The sequence below is a fragment of the Shewanella colwelliana ATCC 39565 genome (assembly GCF_000518705.1).
GTDB lineage: Bacteria > Pseudomonadota > Gammaproteobacteria > Enterobacterales > Shewanellaceae > Shewanella > Shewanella colwelliana.
The window spans coordinates 17452-36007 of record NZ_KI912482.1 but is presented as its reverse complement, the minus strand read 5'-3'; the positions used below and the strand labels follow the sequence as shown (position 1 = coordinate 36007).

Sequence of the window (18556 nt, the reverse complement as noted above, 5' to 3'; positions counted from 1 at the left end):
AGAGTGCTTGGGGCTCTTGCTGTGCTTGTGCTATGTTAAAGTCAGTGTTTCAAAAGTTAGGTGTCATCATTGACCATTAAAGTGTTAAAAACCTTAGGTGAGGGTCGTCGTTATATGAAGACTTGGCCTATGGTCAAACAACTTAGTTTTTACTTTCCAGAATATCGTGTCGTGCGGGCAACCATGCTGGCCATTAAGTTAATGCCTGTTTTGGCGCTGTTTGCTGGGGCTAGCCAAGTGTATCTTTATGGCTGGGCGTTCCTTCCCCAAGCGATCACTATCGCACTATTTTTTCTCAGTTTGCCTATTCAAGGCTTACTTTGGCTCGGCTGGCGAGCGCAGCACCCTTTGCCGTTAACCCTGTTTGATTGGTGTAATGCGCTATCCAACAAACTGCAAGGTATGGGTGTCGCTTGTGCCCCCTTGGGGGCTAATGCTTGCTATCGAGATATGGCCATCATATTAAAAGTCGCCTTTGAACGTCTCGACACTAGCTATTGGGAAGAGCTTTAGCCGCTAATAAACGGCATTAATCCCCGCCTCTAAAAAGATCTGTTTTATTTGGTCCATGGTTGCTCTGCTTGGCGGGGAGATGTTACTAAGCTCGTACTCTTCTCCCATCGCTTCCCATTTATGCTTACCCAGTTCGTGGTAAGGTAGTAATTCAACCTTTTCCACATTGCTCATAGGCTTAATAAACTCAGCGAGCTTTTTGGCTGAGTCGATATCGTCGGTAAATCCTCCAACTACAACATAGCGTATCCAAGTTTTTTGTTGTTTTTGTTGCAGATACTGTGCAAATTGCAGTGTGCGATGATTACTGACTTTGGTTAATTCTATATGTTTGTCATCATCGATATGCTTGATATCAAGTAGTACCAAGTCGGTATTCTCGAGCAGTTCATCGATAACAGGTGTGTATTTTCTAACGAATCCGTTAGTGTCTAAGCAGGTATGAATACCTTGGGTTTTGCAGGCTTTAAATAGTTCGCTGACAAACTCTGCTTGAAGAATAGCTTCACCACCACTGGCGGTTACGCCACCACCGCTAGACTCCAAAAAAGGGCGATAGCTAATGATCTGTTCCATTAGCTCATCGACCTCGACTTCACGACCTTCGTGAAGATCCCACGTATCACGGTTATGGCAATATTGGCAGCGCATTAGACAGCCTTGCATAAAGGCGATAAACCTGATGCCTGGACCATCGACTGTACCAAAGGACTCAAGTGAATGAATCCGACCTTTTACTGCCATTGTGACTCCGTTTACTTCATTAAAGTAGGCTGTACTAAATTAGAGCACAGCCTAGCTTAAATTCACCAAAAATCTACCGTTTCAGCGTGGGAATATGGAGATTTACATCCCTTGAGTGAAAGTACGTGTAATAACGTCCTGCTGTTGCTCTGGTGTCAGGGCGTTAAAACGCACAGCATAACCAGAAACACGGATCGTTAATTGTGGGTACTTATCAGGGTTTACAATTGCATCTTCCAACATTTCGCGGTTCATCACGTTCACGTTAAGGTGTTGACCACCTTCGCGTGAATCGTTGTGTGCGAAATAGCCATCCATCAAGGCTGCAAGGTTTGCACGGCGTCCATCATCATCTTTACCCAGTGCATTGGGCACGATAGAGAAGGTATAAGAGATACCATCTTGAGCATGAGCAAATGGAAGTTTAGCAACAGATGTCAGCGATGCTACAGCACCTTTTTCATCACGACCATGCATTGGGTTTGCACCAGGGGCAAACGGTGCGCCAGCTGGGCGACCATCAGGTGTTGTGCCTGTCTTCTTACCATAAACCACGTTAGAGGTGATGGTGAGAATTGACTGAGTTGGAATCGCATCACGGTACATTTTCATGTCACGAATCTTAGCCATGAAACGTTCTACTAGCTCTGTGGCTAAATCATCAACGCGTGCATCGTTATTACCAAATTTAGGGTAGTCACCTTCAATGTCGAAATCGACAGCGATGCCATGCTCGTCACGGATAGGTTTTACTTTTGCAAACTTGATTGCAGACAATGAATCGGCAGCGATAGAAAGACCAGCGATACCGCACGCCATAGTACGACGTACATCTCTGTCATGAAGTGCCATAAGAGCTGCTTCATAAGAGTACTTGTCATGCATGAAGTGGATAGCATTTAGCGCAGACACATATTGTGTGGCTAACCAATCCATCATGGTGTCTAAACGACCCATAACGTCATCGTAGTTAAGCACTTCGTCAGTGATTGGTGCGAACTTAGGACCGATTTGGGTCTTAAGTTTTTCGTCCATACCACCGTTGATGGCGTAAAGCATGGTTTTAGCAAGGTTGGCACGGGCGCCGAAGAATTGCATGTGCTTACCAACAACCATTGGGCTTACACAACAGGCGATAGCATAATCGTCAGACTCGAAGTCAGGACGCATTAGGTCATCGTTTTCGTACTGGATTGAGCTAGTGTCAATTGACACTTTAGCGCAGTACTTTTTAAAGCCGATAGGTAGCTTATCAGACCAAAGTACGGTGATGTTTGGCTCTGGGCTTGGGCCCATGTTGTACAGAGTGTGCAAGAAACGGAAGCTAGACTTGGTTACTAATGTACGACCGTCAAGGCCCATACCTGCGATAGATTCAGTTGCCCAGATTGGGTCGCCAGAGAACAGCTCATCGTATTCAGGTGTACGCAGGAAACGCACCATACGTAGCTTCATGACGAAATGGTCAACCATCTCTTGTGCTTGCTGCTCTGTTAGTACACCTGCTTTGATATCACGTTCGATATAAACGTCAAGGAAGCTAGAGGTACGCCCTAGAGACATTGCTGCGCCATTTTGGCTCTTGACTGCGGCTAAGTAACCGAAGTAAGTCCATTGAATGGCTTCTTTAGCATTGGTAGCTGGACCTGAGATGTCAAAGCCATAGCTTGCAGCCATCTGCTTCATTTGACCCAGCGCTTTGTGCTGCTCAGCAATCTCTTCACGAAGTTGCATGGTGTAGCTTAAATCTTCACCCGCTTCGAATTTTGCTTGCAGTGAACCAAATTGAGCAAATTTATCTTGCATCAGGTAGTCGATACCGTACAGCGCGATACGACGGTAATCACCGATGATACGACCACGGCCATAGGCATCTGGCAAACCGGTTAAGACACCTGATTTACGGCAACGCATGATTTCTGGGGTATAGATATCGAAAACACCTTGGTTGTGTGTTTTACGTAGCTCAGAATAAACGTACTTGATGTCGGCATCTAGCTCACGACCATAAGCGGCACAAGAACCTTCAACCATGCGGATACCACCGTTAGGCAGCATAGCGCGCTTAAGTGGGGCATCAGTTTGTAGACCAACAATCGTTTCTAAATCTTGATTGATGTAGCCGGCAGCATGAGAGGTAATGGTAGAAACTTTGTCAGTGTCAAAATCAACAGGCGCATGGGTGCGGTTTTCCTGTTTGATCCCTTCCATCACTTTATCCCATAAAGTGTCAGTCGCTTCAGTTGCGCCTGCAAGGAATGATTCATCGCCTTCATATGGCGTGTAGTTTGCCTGAATGAAGTCACGTACATTCACTTCAGACTTCCAATCACCAGGAGTAAAACCTTCCCACGCTTTGGTGAACAGTTCAGTTTTTTCGGTCATCGTACTAATACCTTCTGTTTGAGATAAAGGTTATTGGGTATCTAGTTGGCTTGATACAAGCGATGATAGCGATACACCAATAGCTAAGTCGTAAAGCTCCCCTCACTGTATAGCCCTGATGATGGGAACGGGTTATCGAACCGCGTTAACGTGTCGATGAAATTCAAATTTTGTTAGTCGATAAGCTAAATCTATCTCAGTTTTCCCGACCAACAAATTGGTAAGACCAATTTACCGTAAAGATATTACCATATCTGCTTATAGCCTGCATCCGAATCAGGTCGCTTTTACACGACATATTGCCAAAACTGTTATCAAGGTATCATTTTAGGCGTCATTTTCTATTTGCATCTCAACTTGATGTCAGTTATTTAGCAAATTCAATTGGCGATACCGCCGCTAATGAGAGTGATAAGGATAATCATCACCGGACGACAGTTGGCGTTCATTACGAGGCGAAGTTGGCACGCCTTAGTGATATAAATAAAATTGATAATAAGTATAGAAGAGAAAGGCAAGAAGAGAGCCGCAGCTCTCTTCCTACTGGGGAAGCGATTAAAGCAGTGGTGGTATGCCCTGGATCATGCCAACGGCTAACATGGCAGCCAGGCAGATAACAAAAGCAAGGCCGGGGATCACGAGGCGATCGGCAACGCTAAGGTTTTTAGCACGCTCTTTATCACCTATAAGACCATTGTTATCTAAGAACATGGTTAATGCCCACGCTAATACAGGGTTAGCCACAAACGATGCGAAGATACAGATACCAGCTGCTTGGCTGCTTTGGGTGTCTTTAACCATCTGCATACCCGCTTCAAGTAATGGCAAGAAAACACCAACAAGCAGCGCGATAGACATTACCGGACGCCATACGGTCACATCCATAGGGTAACCAACGATAGCAACAATAATACATAGTGCGCCTAAAAGGATGGCACCTGCAGGAATTGGGCGTTTAGCGATGGCCGCTGGGATCATGTAGGTTCCCCATGATGAGGTGATGTTACCCCCACCAACCGCTGTACCGACAATTTGACGTAGCGAACAGGTGGTCATGGTGTCATCGACATCCATCAATACTTTTTCAGAACCTTTTGGATAGTTTAGCTCTTGAAAAATACGATGCCCTAAAAAGTCTGGTGACCACATGGCCACAGCCAAGATAGCAAATGGTAACGAGGCAACGAAGTGTTCGAAGTTAGGTAGGCCAAGCTGCCAACCATATTCGGTCGATCCCCACCAATACATAGGGTTAAGATTTGGGATGCCAGGCTCGGTGACAAACTGAAGGTCAAGTCCCGCACCAAGTGCAAACGCTAAGACAATTGCCGAAATAGAACACAGTGGAATCGCTAACCAGCGCTTACCGATTTTCGCCAAGAACGCATAGAGTACAACGTTTGCGAGCAGGATGAAAAAGGCAACGTACCCAAGACTGTAATCAAGTGAATGTTTGTCCTGTAAACTCGCAGACCAATCAAACAGAGACGTGATTTGGCTCTTAGCGCCCATAAAGCCTAAGAACACCAGTAAGCCCCCTGCAACCCCACTGGAGGTGAGGTTAACCAGTCGCGAGCCCCCCTTAAAGTAGCTTAAGATAAGACCAAAAACCCCCAACAAAATTGCTAATGCTAACGGATGTGCCCCTGCCAGTGCGATGGCACCGATCAGCGGAATCATAGGTCCGTGGTTACCACCCAAGTTGGCTCGAGGGTTGATAAATCCAGAGCTGATAATACAGAAAAGTAGCGCAGGAATAAGCATCTCAACCCGTACCACTTGGATGGCAAATTCAGCCCCTAAGTTAATGTGGTCCCAGCGTTCTGTTAGGCCAGAAGCCCATGCCGCCATCACTGCTGAATACATCACGGTAATACCTATGGTACCTGCGATAGCAGGAACTAGGTCTTCCCATTCAAAGCGAAAATCTCTACCTGGCAAGTTCAGTCCCCAGCGCCTAGGCTTCATGATCTTAAGTTCATGATCTAAATATTCTTCTCGAGTATTAAACTCTGAGGCGGGACGATGAAGCTCTTGATAAGACTGCCCAGAGGCTTCCGTTTCTTCGTGTTTGACTGTTTCTGACATAATTTCTCATTCTCCGAGAAGAACATAGTGACTCATCTACATGATGATGACTGCAATTAATTCCTTGAAGTTAAACTAAGCCTTAACCGTGTTTGGTTGATGCGATTTAGTCTACTTATCTGCGCAGTCCGATTAGATAAGGTCCCTATTCGGCTTGAGCAGTTGTGTCCCTAACACTTGTTAAAATTGGTCAGACCAATTTACCTCATAAATATTAACACAGCGAGCAGGGTGTGGCATTAAGTATCAATATTCTTGAAGGGGAGGATTCAGCAAATTGAGATCTAGTTAACAACTTGTGAGCCAATCTTCAAATTAAATTTACATTAGGCATATATATTGCGTTTGTCACTAGCTCTCCTTTAATCGCTATTTTGCGAGCCAAGAGGCTTGTGGCACTGTTTTTATGAACTGATGCAACGTACTCACATTTATCAGGGTGGCTGTGTCACGTAATCTCGCCAAAGTGTGTTGTCGGTCATGTTTAGCATCCGCTTAATGCAAATTAAGTTTATAGCTAAACAATTAAACCTGCAGTGTTATTGACGCTCTCTTGCAGCATATCAAGTAAATTTATAGCGCAGCGCATAGTGGTAAGCCTGCTGTTTATTACCCATCTCCCTTTTAGTCAAAGTTGCTAACGCGACTATAGGACACCAACTAAATATCTATAGCACTCGTTTGAAAAGGTTACTAACTTACTGATATTTAATAAAACAATTTTATTTTACATGTTGATAGCAAAACCCTTTCCTTATCAAATATATTGATGGCTCCTATCACTATTACCCAATTTTATTTGTGACTTTTTGTCGTTAATGTTTTGAGAGCCAAGGCAATTAAGCCAATAACTTTAGCGAGCTTCATATTAGGAGATAGGTATGCCAACTAACGCATTAATCGACGCAATCATCACAGGAAGGAGAGCCATTCATGGCATTGTCAGGGATTAATCTACCCCATCGTCATGTCGTACAAAAGGGGGGAACAGCGTTACGTCAGCAAAGTTTGTTTAGCCAGGCTGAGCAATATGGGCAATTGAAGATCACTAAATCCCCTTGGCAATCCTTTGGTTTAGCAACTTTTGCTGGGGCATTCATTGCGCTTGCATTTGTTTTTTATATTACGGTAACAACGGGTGCAGGCGAGGGGCCTTGGGGCTTGGTGCGTCTAGCGGGGGGGCTAGCATTTAGCCTAGGCTTAATGTTGGTCGTTATCTGCGGCGGTGAGCTTTTTACCAGTACAGTACTAAGCAGCGTGGCATGGGCTCAAAAGCTGGTAAGCACACGTTCGCTGCTTGTTTGCTGGTTACGTGTTTACTTGGGTAACCTGCTCGGTGCCTTACTAATGTTACTGCTTATCTTTAGTGCACGTATGTATGAGTTAGATGGCGGGCTGTGGGGGCTAAATGCCTTGCACATCGCCCAACACAAGTTACACCATGGATGGGGGCAAGCCTTTTCCCTAGGGATATTGTGCAACATGTTGGTTTGCCTCGGGGTTTGGATGACCTTTGCTAGCAAAGATGCGTTGACTAAGGCCATTTTACTGATGCTACCCGTGGCGATGTTTGTTAGTAGCGGTTTTGAGCACAGCATTGCCAACCTATTTATGGTGCCACTGGGGATCATCATCGCCAACTTTGGTTCTGCTGACTATTTTGCACAGCTGGGCGTTGCCCAGAGTCAGTTTGCGGATCTCACCTTTTACCATTTCATTATTAATAACCTTATTCCTGTGACGCTTGGGAACATCGTCGGCGGTGGCCTATTTGTCGGTTTAGGCTATTGGATGATAGAACAACAACCCAAACATCAAACTGCGCTGCAATTGGCGCCTATTCCTTTAGCACAATGCTTACCAATATCGAATCCTAAACATCACATCAATCTTGCTGGAGATACTTCAATGCCAAAATCAATTCAAAAACTTACCGTCAGCGAGCTGATGGATACCACACCTTTTACCTTAACACCTGATTTATCAGTTTATGAAGGACTTAAGTGTTTGTCTAATGCTGAGCAGCGCGGCGCGGCGGTGGTTGATAGTCGACAACAACTGGTGGGTTATGTGTCACAACAAGACTTGCTGCGTAGTCTTTGGTCTGAGGAGTACGTGCGTGGCATTAGTTACAAGGTGGCGGATTTAATGCAAACAAGGGTGATGACGGTTTCTTTGAATGATTCAGTGGCGCAGCTTATTGAGTTAATGGTCGTAGACAGAGAGAAACTGTTCCCTGTGAGTGACACGGGCATATTGATGGGGACAACTTTCGCTAGTTACGAAGAGCGTTTAAGACTTGCGCATGCCAATAAGCCAAGCAGCTTTCCAGTGGTTGAACAGGGTAAGCTTGTGGGGGTGATTACCAGAGAGATGATAGCCTTAAAAGTGTCACAGGTTTATAGTTAATCACAATACAAGCAAATAAAAATGGGGCTATTAGCCCCATTTTTATTGATCAATTTTGCTTGTGTAGTTGCCGATGTTTGCTCAATCGGCGCGCTTCGGTAATAAAGCAATCTCTTAATGGGTTTTCACCCGAATCATTACGCCAAACAAATGAGGGGTGACGCTGCATATTGAGCTGCGGTGTTTCCAGTATTACCAGCTCGCCCGAAGCCACCTCTTTTTCAACATCTAAGTAGGGCAGGCTGCTGAGGTAGACCCCATTTTTAACCAGTGCTTTAAGCAAAGAGACATGTTCATACTCTTTCCAGACATTGAGTTTTTCAATCACGCCATGTATTGCCCCTTCAAAGATGCGTCGCGTACCAGCACCTTGTTCTCGCAACACCCATTTGGCCTGCTCCAACTGAGATAGGCTAGTTGTATCGTAACGTGCATAAGGATGATGAGGAGAGGCAATAATCACTAAGTGGTCGTCTATCCACTGTTCTTGATAAAGTCGACTATCATCATTTCTACCTTCGATGATACCAAAGTCATACTCATAGTTAAGTAGGCCCTCGATCACGTTTTCGGTATTCTCTACTGTGACCTCTATGCGTAATTCGGGAAAGTCAGTATCGATTTTACTGATAAGCGCTGGCAGTAGGTGTTCTGCAGCTGTTTGGCTAGAACACACCCTAAATCTGCCACTGATAAGATGCTGTTCATGAAGCCCTAGTTCGATCTGTTGCGCATCCTGAAGTAGGCGCCTTGCTTTTGGTCTCAGCCAATTTCCCCAATGACTTAACGTGAGGCGATTCCCTTGACGGATAAAGAGCGGGCGGCCAAGCAGGTTTTCCAGTTGTCCTAGAGACATACTGACCGCAGATTGGGTCATCGATAACTTTCTGGCTGCAGCGCTAACACTTTCTAAGCTGGCTACCGCGTCAAAAACGATAATTTGCTTAAGTGAATATTTCATGTGATGTGTAGGGTTCCTATCTGAAACAGATTCAAATTAAAACTATCAATATTATTGATGATTGATTAAAGATGATTCTATGAGCTGTAGGCCAAAGCTACAAGTAACTGTTTGATTTAAATAGTTGAAGCTAGAGGGGCTTCACCATTTTTATGCTAGTGTGCGCTGGCGCAGATTTACATTGATGTTGGGAGCTAGGCGATTTTCCATGTTGAAGAACGGTGAAGCTTGCTGATGGTTTATATAAGAACCTTAGTTAAATAATGGTGACTATTATTGCCATTTTTGTGGTGTGATGGTGGTTCAATCATCCTCTTTGCTGACTGTGAACTGTCGCACTTTTAGTTTATATTTAGCGTCATAAAACAATAACCATGGCTAAAAATGGACAAAGTAACACTCCCTCCTTCGCAATCAAGCCCCGTAGCTTCTCCCGATTTAAACAAAACATGGCAGATGCCAGATACCTTAGTCATCATCTTCTTTGTCGCCTTAGCGGCAATGTTATTGACCTATATTGTGCCGGTAGGTGCTTTCGATACGCAAGAGATAGCCTATGTCAGTGATGGCGTAGAGAAGACGCGTAGTGTCGTCGACCCAGAATCCTTTCGTTACCAAATCGATGAACAGGGTAATTCGGTCAAGCAACCTGTGGGGTTGTTTGAGGGCGGTGGCGGGGTCGGCTTTTTCAACTTTGCCTTCGAGGGGATGACCTCCGGCTCCAAATGGGGCACCGCCATTGGTGTGATCATGTTTATGTTAGTCATAGGCGGTGCGTTTGGTGTGGTGATGGAAACTGGCACTATCGACAACGGTATTTTGCGCCTTATCGACAAAACCCGCGGTAACGAAGGCTTGTTCATTCCGGTCATTTTCACCTTGTTCTCATTAGGGGGTGCGGTATTTGGCATGGGTGAGGAGGCGATAGCCTTCGCCATTATCATCTGTCCTTTGATGATACGTTTGGGCTTTGATGGTATCACGACGGTGATGGTGACTTATGTCGCCACCCAAATAGGCTTTGCCAGCTCTTGGATGAACCCATTTAGCGTTGCTATTGCACAAGGCATTGCTGGGATCCCTGTGTTATCGGGCGCGGGAGTGCGTGGCCTGCTATGGGCCGGGTTTACCCTGATGGGGATTATTTTCACCATGCGGTATGGGGCAAAAATTCGTAAGCAGCCCCAGCTATCTTACTGTTATCAAAGTGATCAATACTTCCGCGACCACCAGTCTAGCGCGAGTTTGGAAAGCCGCTTTAACCTCGGTGATATCTTAGTGCTATTGACCATTTTAAGTACTGTTGTGTGGGTCATCTGGGGCGTCGTTACTCAAGCTTGGTTTATCCCTGAAATCGCCAGCCAGTTTTTTACCATGGGGATTATCGTTGGTGTGATTGCGGTGATATTTCGTTTAAACGGCATGACAGTTAATCGTATTGCCACTAGCTTTAAACAAGGCGCTACCACTATGCTGGAACCCGCCATCTTGGTTGGCTGTGCCTCAGGTATTTTAATTCTATTAGGCGGTGGCAAGCCTACAGAGCCCAGCGTGCTCAATACCTTACTCAGTGGCGCAGGCAGTGTGATAGGTCAACTTCCTGCTGTGTTTTCTGCGTGGTTCATGTTGCTGTTTCAATCAGTGTTTAATTTCTTTGTGACATCAGGCTCTGGGCAGGCCGCGCTAACCATGCCACTGATGGCACCGTTGGCCGATATTGTTGGTGTGAGCCGTCAAGTTGCAGTGTTAGCGTTTCAACTTGGTGACGGTTTTACGAATGTGTTGGTGCCAACATCGGCATCATTGATGGCGACCTTAGGTGTATGCCGCGTCGATTGGGGGGCTTGGCTCAAGTTCATATGGCGCTTTATGTTGGCGCTATTTATTGTCTCGAGTGTAGTCGTGGTCACCGCGCACTACCTGGGTTTTAACTAATCCCTGTTTGCTATGGCTTTAGAGAATTTGAAGAAATAGCGCAATAAAAAAACGGCATCCTAAGATGCCGTTTTTATTTGGTGCTATTGAGTGCTAGTTTAGAACTTCACTTCACCTTCTAGGAACCATTCACGACCGTTTGCGTTATATACAGAACGGTTATAGTGTGGCCAAGATGTCGCTGTAGGATCGAAGTTTGGACCCGCATCGAATAGGTTCACAACACCCGCTTTTACTTTGATAGCATCAGTGATGTTGTAGCCAGCAGTTAGGTTCCACTTAGTTTGAGAAGCCACTTCATGTGCGCTTTCATCAAATGCTTCACCCTTATCGATAGCTGATTGCTTGAATGTCTTATACTGCATACCATGCATACGCGCAGTATGGTAAGCACCTAGAGTAGCTTCGAAATCTTCAATAAACCAACCTAGTACCAAGTTAGCACGGTACTGAGGTAGATCACCGTTGTCGATATCATCTTCAACAGGATCTGTTGGTGAGATTTGGCCTTCAGATAACAGGATATAAGTACCGTTAAAGTTAAGCTTTAGTTCACCTAGGTTGTTAAGATCCCAGTTGTAACCAGCAGACAGGTCGATACCACGAACTTTTTGGAACGCCAAGTTTTGCGCCACAGCATCAATATGAGTAATAGTACCGCTCGCATCACGAGTGATCATATTTTCATACTGTTCATACTCACGTGCCGCTTTACTTGCACTGATATCGCTTACCATGTCGTCTAGCTTCCACTCCCAAAGGTCGAAAGACGCATTGAGAGAGTCACCGCCCCAAACTGCACCGATGTTAGCGGTATAGCCTGTTTCAGCTTCCAGATCTTTGTTCGAACCAGTTGTAGAATCGATATGTAGCTCTTTACAAACAGCATTGAGAGCTTCATTGCCAGGATATGCTTGACCTGGTGTACCACCAAGTGCTTGACACTGCTTAAAGTCAATTACAGTTGAGAAACCTTTTGTAGCATCACCGTATACACGGTGCATGTCTGGAGCACGGAATACGCTAGACACAGAGCCTCGAACTAGTAGTTCATTCAGTGGACGGTATTCAACAGAGATTTGTGGTGATACGTTACCACCAAAATCGCTATAGTCATCGTAACGAACCGCTGCATTAACGGTTAGTACGTCTAACACAGGTAAACTTAACTCTGCATAGGTTGCCCAGTATGAACGATCGCCTGCACCTGAAGAACCACCAGTGGTGAGGATGTTACCTTTTTTAGATTCTGAATCAGTATCTGTTTGGTAATCTTGCTCAGTGTATTCAGCACCAAATGCAAACATGGCATCGCCAGCAGACATTTCAAATGCAGTACCAGAGATATTCGCTTGTACGTTCTTTTGAGTTGATTGCGCTTGCTCAAATGGTGAGTAAGAAGCTTGCTCAACGTCATCGGCTGTCATGTTTTCAAGCAGTGAGTTTCCGTTCTCACCCGCTGTGATATAGTCAAACATGCCGCCAACTGTCGCGTAACCGCTGCGGAATACATCAACATTAGTACGACCGTAGTTAACTGAGGCATCCCAGTTATATTCGTCGGCTAAAGTGCCTTCTAGACCTGCAGTGAAGAAGTAGTTACGTGTTTTTGTTTCGCCAGCGCGGTTGCTGAACTCGTGTAAACGACGCAGGTAGTTGTAGTCACCGTCAGTTGCGTTAGCAAAGTCACCGCCTAGTGCAGTCGTTTTGTCATTAAACGTTTTGCTTAGGTCGCCATTGCTGACTGTTAAGCTATTACCGTCTACTTTGATGTCGTAATCATTGATTGCCATAGGCTCAATGTTAGTGGTTGACTTAGCTTCAGCGAAATCTAAACGACCCACAAAGCTAATGTCATCTGACAACTCGTAGTTAAAGTTAGTAGAGCTGATGAAACGAGTGCTCTCTGGTTGCAGATCACGCCATTCTGAACGGTCGAATCCACAAAGTGAGCCAGTCCACAAGTATCCGCCAGCAGCACATTCTTCAGCTGTCAGTTGACGAGCACCAGTACCGGTACCGACAATGCGGGCACCGTATGAGCTGTATGATGAAAAGTCACTGTGAGGTACTTTATCTGTGTGCAGGCCAAAGTTTTCACGGTCAGTGGCTTTAAGTTGTTCGTTATCGGTAAACTCGATAAAGGTTGATACGTTACCACGATCAGATGACGCACCTAGTGATAGTGAAATTCGGTCACTTGCGCCGCCGCCATTGGTAGTGTCGCCATGACGATATTTAAGTGCAACACCTTCGAAATCTTTTTTCAGGATAATGTTAATTACACCACCAACAGCATCAGCGCCATAGATGGCAGAACCACCTGATTGAAGGATTTCGATACGTTGAACCGCTTCCATAGGTAGGTTTGCTGTATCAACAAAGTTATCGGTACCGCCAGCAGGCTTAGGATACTGGTTTAGACGCTTGCCGTTAATCAGTGTTAATGTACGGTTTGCACCCGCACCACGAAGACTGATTGATGATGCTGCTGGTGTAAAACCGTGCACTGACTGAGTAGTCATTGCACCAGTGGTTGAGGTAAGGCTTTCTAACGCATCTTGAATGTTAGTGAAACCTTGCTTTGCCATGTCATCTGCGCTCATCACAGTGACCGGTGTCGCCGTTTCCATATCGGTACGTTTAATACGTGAACCCGTTACTTCAATGCGTTCAACTTTGTCTTCATCCGCTGCATAGACCGCTGGTGCACTTAGTGCTGCAGTCGCCGCTCCGCCAATTAATGCAAAACGCACAGCTTTAGCCAATATAGAATTAGGCTGCATTTTGTTTCTCCCTGAGACTTATTATTTTATTGATGTGACTTTTGAATCAGTAAAAACTTTTAAAATATTTACTTATATTTAAAAGTCTTTACGTCGCCATCGATATAATCATAGAGAGGCAACAACTGCAACATAGGGGTTACAGGTGAATCTGTGGCTAAAGGGTTTTGCTTATTATCTTTTTGGTAACAAAAGCAAAACAAAGATGTGTCGCATTAGCTTCGCCTTACGCCACTTTGTTTTATTTTGTGGCGGCATGTTGCGTAAGGTGGTTAATTGTTGCTTTGCTGTTTATTTTGGCGGTTGATTGGGTTGTGGTTTTGTGTTTTTGGTGGGGCTTTTATGTTCTAAATATATATCAAATGTTATTTAAATATTTTTTGTAAAATTTGAAAAATATTTAGGAAATGACTTTTATGTGAGCGATATCACTACCTAAATGAATTTTAAAACCCCGTTAAATGTTAAATATATTTTAAATTTTGGCAATTTTAAGTGTGCAGTTAATCGTATTTACCTTCACATTTAATGAGCAATCGGATTCGTTTTTTTATTTTTAGGTTTATTTATAACTTTCGGTGGCATAGTGATTGATGTAACGATAAGCGACATAGATAACCACGAAACTAGCAATTAACAGCTCAATTATAGCGGTTGTTTCAACACTTATTGCCAACTGTGTCACACCATACTTAGCAACTAACCAGTGATAGACTTTGAATAGAGCGGTTGCGCCGATTACCATAGGGAATGTAAATGCGGCGTACCCTGGCGAGAAGGGTAATTTAAAGAGATGGAAAAAAGCTAAATAGACAACACTTGTCATCAGTAGCGCGACACTCAGTAGCAGTGCAATAATCGTGACAGATGGATGCTCAACAATAGTTAGGTAACCTGCCAAACTTAAGCTGGCGGGTGCCGCCAAGATGGCGATTGTTGGTTTTGCTGCATCAGGTATTTGTGGGCAAAATATAAGTCGATAGAGCATCAGCGGCAGCATAATTAAATAGCACCCCATCCCGAACATCAGTGTGGCTGTTGCGACCCAGTGGTAACCATCGTTAGGAAAACTCACTGCCGCGACAATAATGCCAATGGGTGGAACAAACCAGCTAGGCACCATGTGTTCAAGCTTAAAGTCAAATGCTCGGTAATAGACAAACATACTTAAAAACACTAAATGAATGCAAATGGCAATCAGCCATAGGTATTGACCTGCTAAGGGATTTTGGTGCCAAAGTGTGTTGGAGACCACCATTAATGCCATGGCAAACGTTGGAATAACGCTGCCAACAACGGGGTGGGTGAGCTCCTCTTTTAATACTTTAGGGTGTAACAGAAATTTGCATAGCAGTGCTGATAGAAGTGCACTGGCAATTATTGCCCCTGTTGTCTGTCCTAGGCCGTTATATTGTGGAAGTAAACTGTCCCAAGCCCAGCCGAGGCTGGCTATGGCCAATGCGAGACCGCCCATGGGGCTTGGTAAGCGTGACGTACTGTGGTGAAGTGCTTTGATACTATTTATCATGGTAACCCCATTGCTGATTCATTCTTTGCTGCTCATAATAGGGTCTACTTAATGATAATAAAATTTGATTCTATTTACTTGTCGATTAAGAATTGCTTATGGTTTGAGTTTGCATCGCAATAACGTGTGCCCCAAGCCAATGTTGTCGATATCTTCATCGACATATAAGCCCGCTTGAGAGATTAGTTTAAGCATCTCTTTTGAGTGGTACATGCGGCTGTTGCCATTTGCCATGGCGGTAAAATAAAGAGACGTTGCGTTAACGCAGTAGGCGCCGGCTTCAAATGGCTGTCTGTCCCAATAAGTTTCTAATATACATAATTCACTGTCTTTACTCATATTGGCAGCGGTGCGCTGTAAAATAGTAAGGATCTGCTCATGAGAGAAGCAATCTAAGAACTGACTCATCCAGTAGAGATCGCCTCCGCCATAAAAAGGGGTGCTGTCATCGAGTAGGTCGCACTCAAACCCCGTGACTCTATCATTGACACCATGAGTTACAGCATTAGCCATAGCGACATTTAACTGGCCAGGGAGGTCCATGATGGTGACCTTTACTTGTGTATCAAATGCCGTGCAGGCAAATGCCCATTTACCGGTATTGCCACCAATGTCGACGATCATCGCTGGCCGGTGTTTAAAAATGAGTGGTAGTAACACCGGAAAGGCATGATCTGAATAATAGTGATCGAATTCAAACCAGCTTTTTTTAGCATTTTCGGGTAGCTCACTTAAGGTGGGATAGATAGTTTGCCAATCCCCAAATACTTTTAGGCCGTTAGGCTTGCCTAATTTTAATGACTCATCTAAATCATAGAGGCCTTGGTAGCAGATATCTTGGACAAAATTTAGATTGATCTGAGCCATTTTATCATGGAGTAAGAAGTGGCCAATTTTATCAACATGGTAATGCTCACCCTTATGCCAAAGTAGTCCCATGCTTAGACCCATGTCAACCAGCACTCCGATAGCGTATTCGGTCAGCTCACTTTGGGCGGTGATCTGCTGTAAGGTGCAGCCCGTTTTGCCATGGCTGTCGATTATCGCGAGAAGATTAAACTTAAGTAAGCAGCGGGCAACTTGAAAGGTTATTGGTGCAAAGGCAATTTTTTGAGCTTCAAATTTGGCATCAAAAGCGCCAATTTTCTTTGGCGATTGATAAAAAGGCATCGGTACAACTCTTTGATTATAAATAAGGGGCACTGTAGCGCTATCGTCGCTAAGATACATCAGAATATTGGTCATTAAGAGAACTAGCTCTCCTATTGAACACTGCTTTTGTGATGCATCAAACAGTCTTGTCAACGGCTTGAGGTGTTGCGTGGCGATACTGGTGTGGCCGATGGGGCGTCGGTCATGGTGCTCACTAGTCGATATCATCCTTAAGTGTTAATATCCAACTAAAGTGCGGGTTTGAAACGTTTTTATACCTCTGATCGCAAAGGACACATTATGCTTCTTCCTTTAAGTTATGTTGGCCGTACAACACATCGAGTCGATGGTGAGGCGAGGCGAATTGCTATCTTAGAAGCAACGCTTAGACTGATCGTTAAAGAGGGGATTAGAGGCGTTCGTCATCGCGCTGTAGCCAGTGAAGCCGATGTACCACTTGCTTCAACCACCTATTATTTTAAAGATATTAAAGATCTGATTAACGATGCATTGACCTATTTTGCCGAGAAAACTTTGTGGATGAACAATGCGTTAGAGGAGAAGAGTTTTCAGCTTCTGCAAGCCTTAGCTGATAGTGAACAACCGATTGGATCACAAGCGTTTGCCGCTAACTTAGCGCAGTTTTTGTGTGATCACGTTGAAGAGCAAGTGAGTCATCGAGATGATAGGGTGCTTGAGTTCGCATTTCATGAAGAGGCGCTACGTAATCCTGAATTAGCCAAAGCTATCCGCGCATTAGATGATGGCTTTATCGCAACGATTGAGAATTTCTTTATTCAGCTAGGGCGAGATTCTGCTATGTCAGACGCCCATCAGTTGTTAGCGGTGATTCGCTGGGTTGAATATCAAAGTGTAGTGAAAGGTGAGTTTAACCGAGCAAAGGTTGACGGGATCATCGGTGCGACGATACAGAATATTTTGAAATGAAGCGATTTAGTTTAAACATAAAAAAGCCCTGATTATCAGGGCTTTTTTTTATGAAGCATTTATGTTTTCAGTACGTTATTGTACGTTTTCCGCGTCGCCAAATTGACCTTGGAACAATACAGACGATAGGTAACGTTCGGCAGCGGAAGGCAGAATGACAACGATATTCTTATCGGCAAATTCTGGCAATGCTGCGATGCGATTAGCTGCAACAACCGCTGCACCAGATGAGATACCGACTAGGATACCTTCTTCTTTCATTAGACGCTGCGCCATCTCGATAGCATCTTCGTTAGTCACGGCTTCAACACGGTCAATGACTTCTAAGTCAAGGTTACCTGGAATGAAACCAGCACCAATACCTTGAATTTTATGCGGACCAGGCTGAACAGCTTGCCCTGCAAGAGTTTGTGCAATCACTGGTGAATCTACAGGTTCTACAGCGACAGAAGTAATCGCTTTGCCTTGTACATTTTTAATGTAACGGCTGATACCTGTAATGGTACCACCAGTTCCCACGCCAGCCACGACCACATCGACTTCACCGTCAGTATCATTCCAAATTTCTGGACCTGTGGTTTTTTCATGGATCTCAGGGTTTGCTGGGTTATCGAACTGGCCTAAAATTAGGTACTTTTCAGGTGCTGACTGGCGTAGTTCTTCAGCCTTATCAATAGCCCCTTTCATCCCTTTTGCGCCTTCTGTCAGCACTAAGTTTGCGCCCAAAGCTTTAAGCAGCTTACGGCGTTCTAGGCTCATAGTATTAGGCATAGTTAGGGTGAGCTTGTAACCACGTGCCGCGGCAACGTAGGCTAGTGCAATACCAGTGTTACCTGAAGTTGGTTCAATAAGCTCTATATCTTGAGTGAGTAAACCTTTCTTTTCGGCATCCCATATCATATTGGCACCAATACGACACTTTACGCTGAAACTTGGGTTACGCGCTTCAACTTTTGCTAGTACTTTGCCATGACTAACACGGTTTAAACGAACCAAAGGGGTATTGCCAATTGTATGTGAATTGTCTTCGAAAATTTTACTCATGGATAGCGTGCTCCTTTATTTATACTGCTAAATCATAGTGCGGTTTCGCTGCTTTAGAAATGA

General features: G+C 44.6%; 12 protein-coding genes. 4 read left to right on the top strand and 8 right to left on the bottom strand.

Going from position 1 to position 18556, the window contains the following annotated elements; translation table 11 throughout:
* Positions 1-69: 69 nt before the first annotated feature.
* A complete protein-coding gene (gene yfbV / locus L876_RS0120025; RefSeq protein ID WP_028765429.1) occupies positions 70-513 on the top strand; it encodes a terminus macrodomain insulation protein YfbV in 444 nt (147 codons plus the stop codon).
* A gap of 3 nt (positions 514-516) precedes the next feature.
* Here yfbV and pflA read toward each other — a convergent pair whose 3' ends face one another.
* The 3 genes from pflA to L876_RS0120010 all read right to left on the bottom strand — a co-directional run bounded on the left by pflA (position 517) and on the right by L876_RS0120010 (position 5730).
* The gene (pflA, locus tag L876_RS0120020; protein WP_028765428.1) at positions 517-1257 is read right to left on the bottom strand and encodes a pyruvate formate lyase 1-activating protein; all 741 of its coding nucleotides are present in this window, start codon (positions 1255-1257) and stop codon (positions 517-519) included.
* Between the two features lie 102 nt (positions 1258-1359).
* Positions 1360-3642 carry a formate C-acetyltransferase gene (gene pflB, locus L876_RS0120015; protein ID WP_028765427.1) on the bottom strand — a complete coding sequence of 761 codons (2283 nt, stop codon included), beginning with the start codon at positions 3640-3642 and terminating at the stop codon, positions 1360-1362.
* A 555-nt stretch (positions 3643-4197) separates the two neighbouring features.
* Positions 4198-5730, bottom strand: coding sequence for a DUF3360 family protein (locus L876_RS0120010; RefSeq protein ID WP_028765426.1), 1533 nt, complete (start codon positions 5728-5730; stop codon positions 4198-4200).
* Positions 5731-6663: 933 nt separating this feature from the next.
* On the opposite strand from L876_RS0120010, the gene focA reads away from it, so the two are divergent.
* Positions 6664-8139 (top strand): formate transporter FocA, encoded by a 1476-nt coding sequence (gene focA, locus L876_RS0120005; RefSeq protein ID WP_028765425.1) that lies wholly within the window; start codon positions 6664-6666, stop codon positions 8137-8139.
* 49 nt (positions 8140-8188) lie between these two features.
* Here the strand turns inward: focA and L876_RS0120000 are convergent, their stop codons facing one another.
* Entirely contained in the window at positions 8189-9100 is a 912-nt protein-coding gene (locus L876_RS0120000; RefSeq protein WP_028765424.1) for a LysR family transcriptional regulator, read from the bottom strand.
* 456 nt (positions 9101-9556) lie between these two features.
* Here L876_RS0120000 and yfcC point away from each other — a divergent pair, with 456 nt between their 5' ends.
* Entirely contained in the window at positions 9557-11035 is a 1479-nt protein-coding gene (gene yfcC / locus L876_RS0119995; RefSeq protein ID WP_028765423.1) for a putative basic amino acid antiporter YfcC, read from the top strand.
* A gap of 98 nt (positions 11036-11133) precedes the next feature.
* Here the strand turns inward: yfcC and L876_RS0119990 are convergent, their stop codons facing one another.
* From L876_RS0119990 to L876_RS0119975, 3 genes are all read right to left on the bottom strand, one after another.
* Positions 11134-13821: a TonB-dependent receptor gene (locus L876_RS0119990; protein WP_028765422.1), complete on the bottom strand. Its 2688-nt coding sequence runs from the start codon at positions 13819-13821 to the stop codon at positions 11134-11136.
* 562 nt (positions 13822-14383) lie between these two features.
* Positions 14384-15349: a TDT family transporter gene (locus tag L876_RS0119980; protein WP_051413212.1), complete on the bottom strand. Its 966-nt coding sequence runs from the start codon at positions 15347-15349 to the stop codon at positions 14384-14386.
* A gap of 96 nt (positions 15350-15445) precedes the next feature.
* Entirely contained in the window at positions 15446-16519 is a 1074-nt protein-coding gene (locus L876_RS0119975) for a methyltransferase (RefSeq protein ID WP_028765420.1), read from the bottom strand.
* 282 nt (positions 16520-16801) lie between these two features.
* On the opposite strand from L876_RS0119975, the gene L876_RS0119970 reads away from it, so the two are divergent.
* Positions 16802-17449, top strand: coding sequence for a TetR/AcrR family transcriptional regulator (locus L876_RS0119970; protein WP_028765419.1), 648 nt, complete (start codon positions 16802-16804; stop codon positions 17447-17449).
* 75 nt (positions 17450-17524) lie between these two features.
* Here L876_RS0119970 and cysK read toward each other — a convergent pair whose 3' ends face one another.
* The gene (gene cysK / locus L876_RS0119965) at positions 17525-18493 is read right to left on the bottom strand and encodes a cysteine synthase A (protein ID WP_028765418.1); all 969 of its coding nucleotides are present in this window, start codon (positions 18491-18493) and stop codon (positions 17525-17527) included.
* Positions 18494-18556: the final 63 nt, after the last annotated feature.

Bases quoted from the DNA above. Each gene is read 5' to 3' on its own strand.
- cysK (WP_028765418.1), bottom strand. From the start codon at position 18,493: ATGAGTAAAATTTTCGAAGACAATTCACATACAATTGGCAATACCCCT.
- L876_RS0119980 (WP_051413212.1), bottom strand. From the start codon at position 15,349: ATGATAAATAGTATCAAAGCACTTCACCACAGTACGTCACGCTTACCA.
- yfcC (WP_028765423.1), top strand. From the start codon at position 9,557: ATGCCAGATACCTTAGTCATCATCTTCTTTGTCGCCTTAGCGGCAATG.
- L876_RS0119970 (WP_028765419.1), top strand. From the start codon at position 16,802: ATGCTTCTTCCTTTAAGTTATGTTGGCCGTACAACACATCGAGTCGAT.
- L876_RS0119975 (WP_028765420.1), bottom strand. From the start codon at position 16,519: ATGCCTTTTTATCAATCGCCAAAGAAAATTGGCGCTTTTGATGCCAAA.
- pflB (WP_028765427.1), bottom strand. From the start codon at position 3,642: ATGACCGAAAAAACTGAACTGTTCACCAAAGCGTGGGAAGGTTTTACT.
- L876_RS0119990 (WP_028765422.1), bottom strand. From the start codon at position 13,821: ATGCAGCCTAATTCTATATTGGCTAAAGCTGTGCGTTTTGCATTAATT.
- focA (WP_028765425.1), top strand. From the start codon at position 6,664: ATGGCATTGTCAGGGATTAATCTACCCCATCGTCATGTCGTACAAAAG.
- L876_RS0120010 (WP_028765426.1), bottom strand. From the start codon at position 5,730: ATGTCAGAAACAGTCAAACACGAAGAAACGGAAGCCTCTGGGCAGTCT.
- pflA (WP_028765428.1), bottom strand. From the start codon at position 1,257: ATGGCAGTAAAAGGTCGGATTCATTCACTTGAGTCCTTTGGTACAGTC.
- L876_RS0120000 (WP_028765424.1), bottom strand. From the start codon at position 9,100: ATGAAATATTCACTTAAGCAAATTATCGTTTTTGACGCGGTAGCCAGC.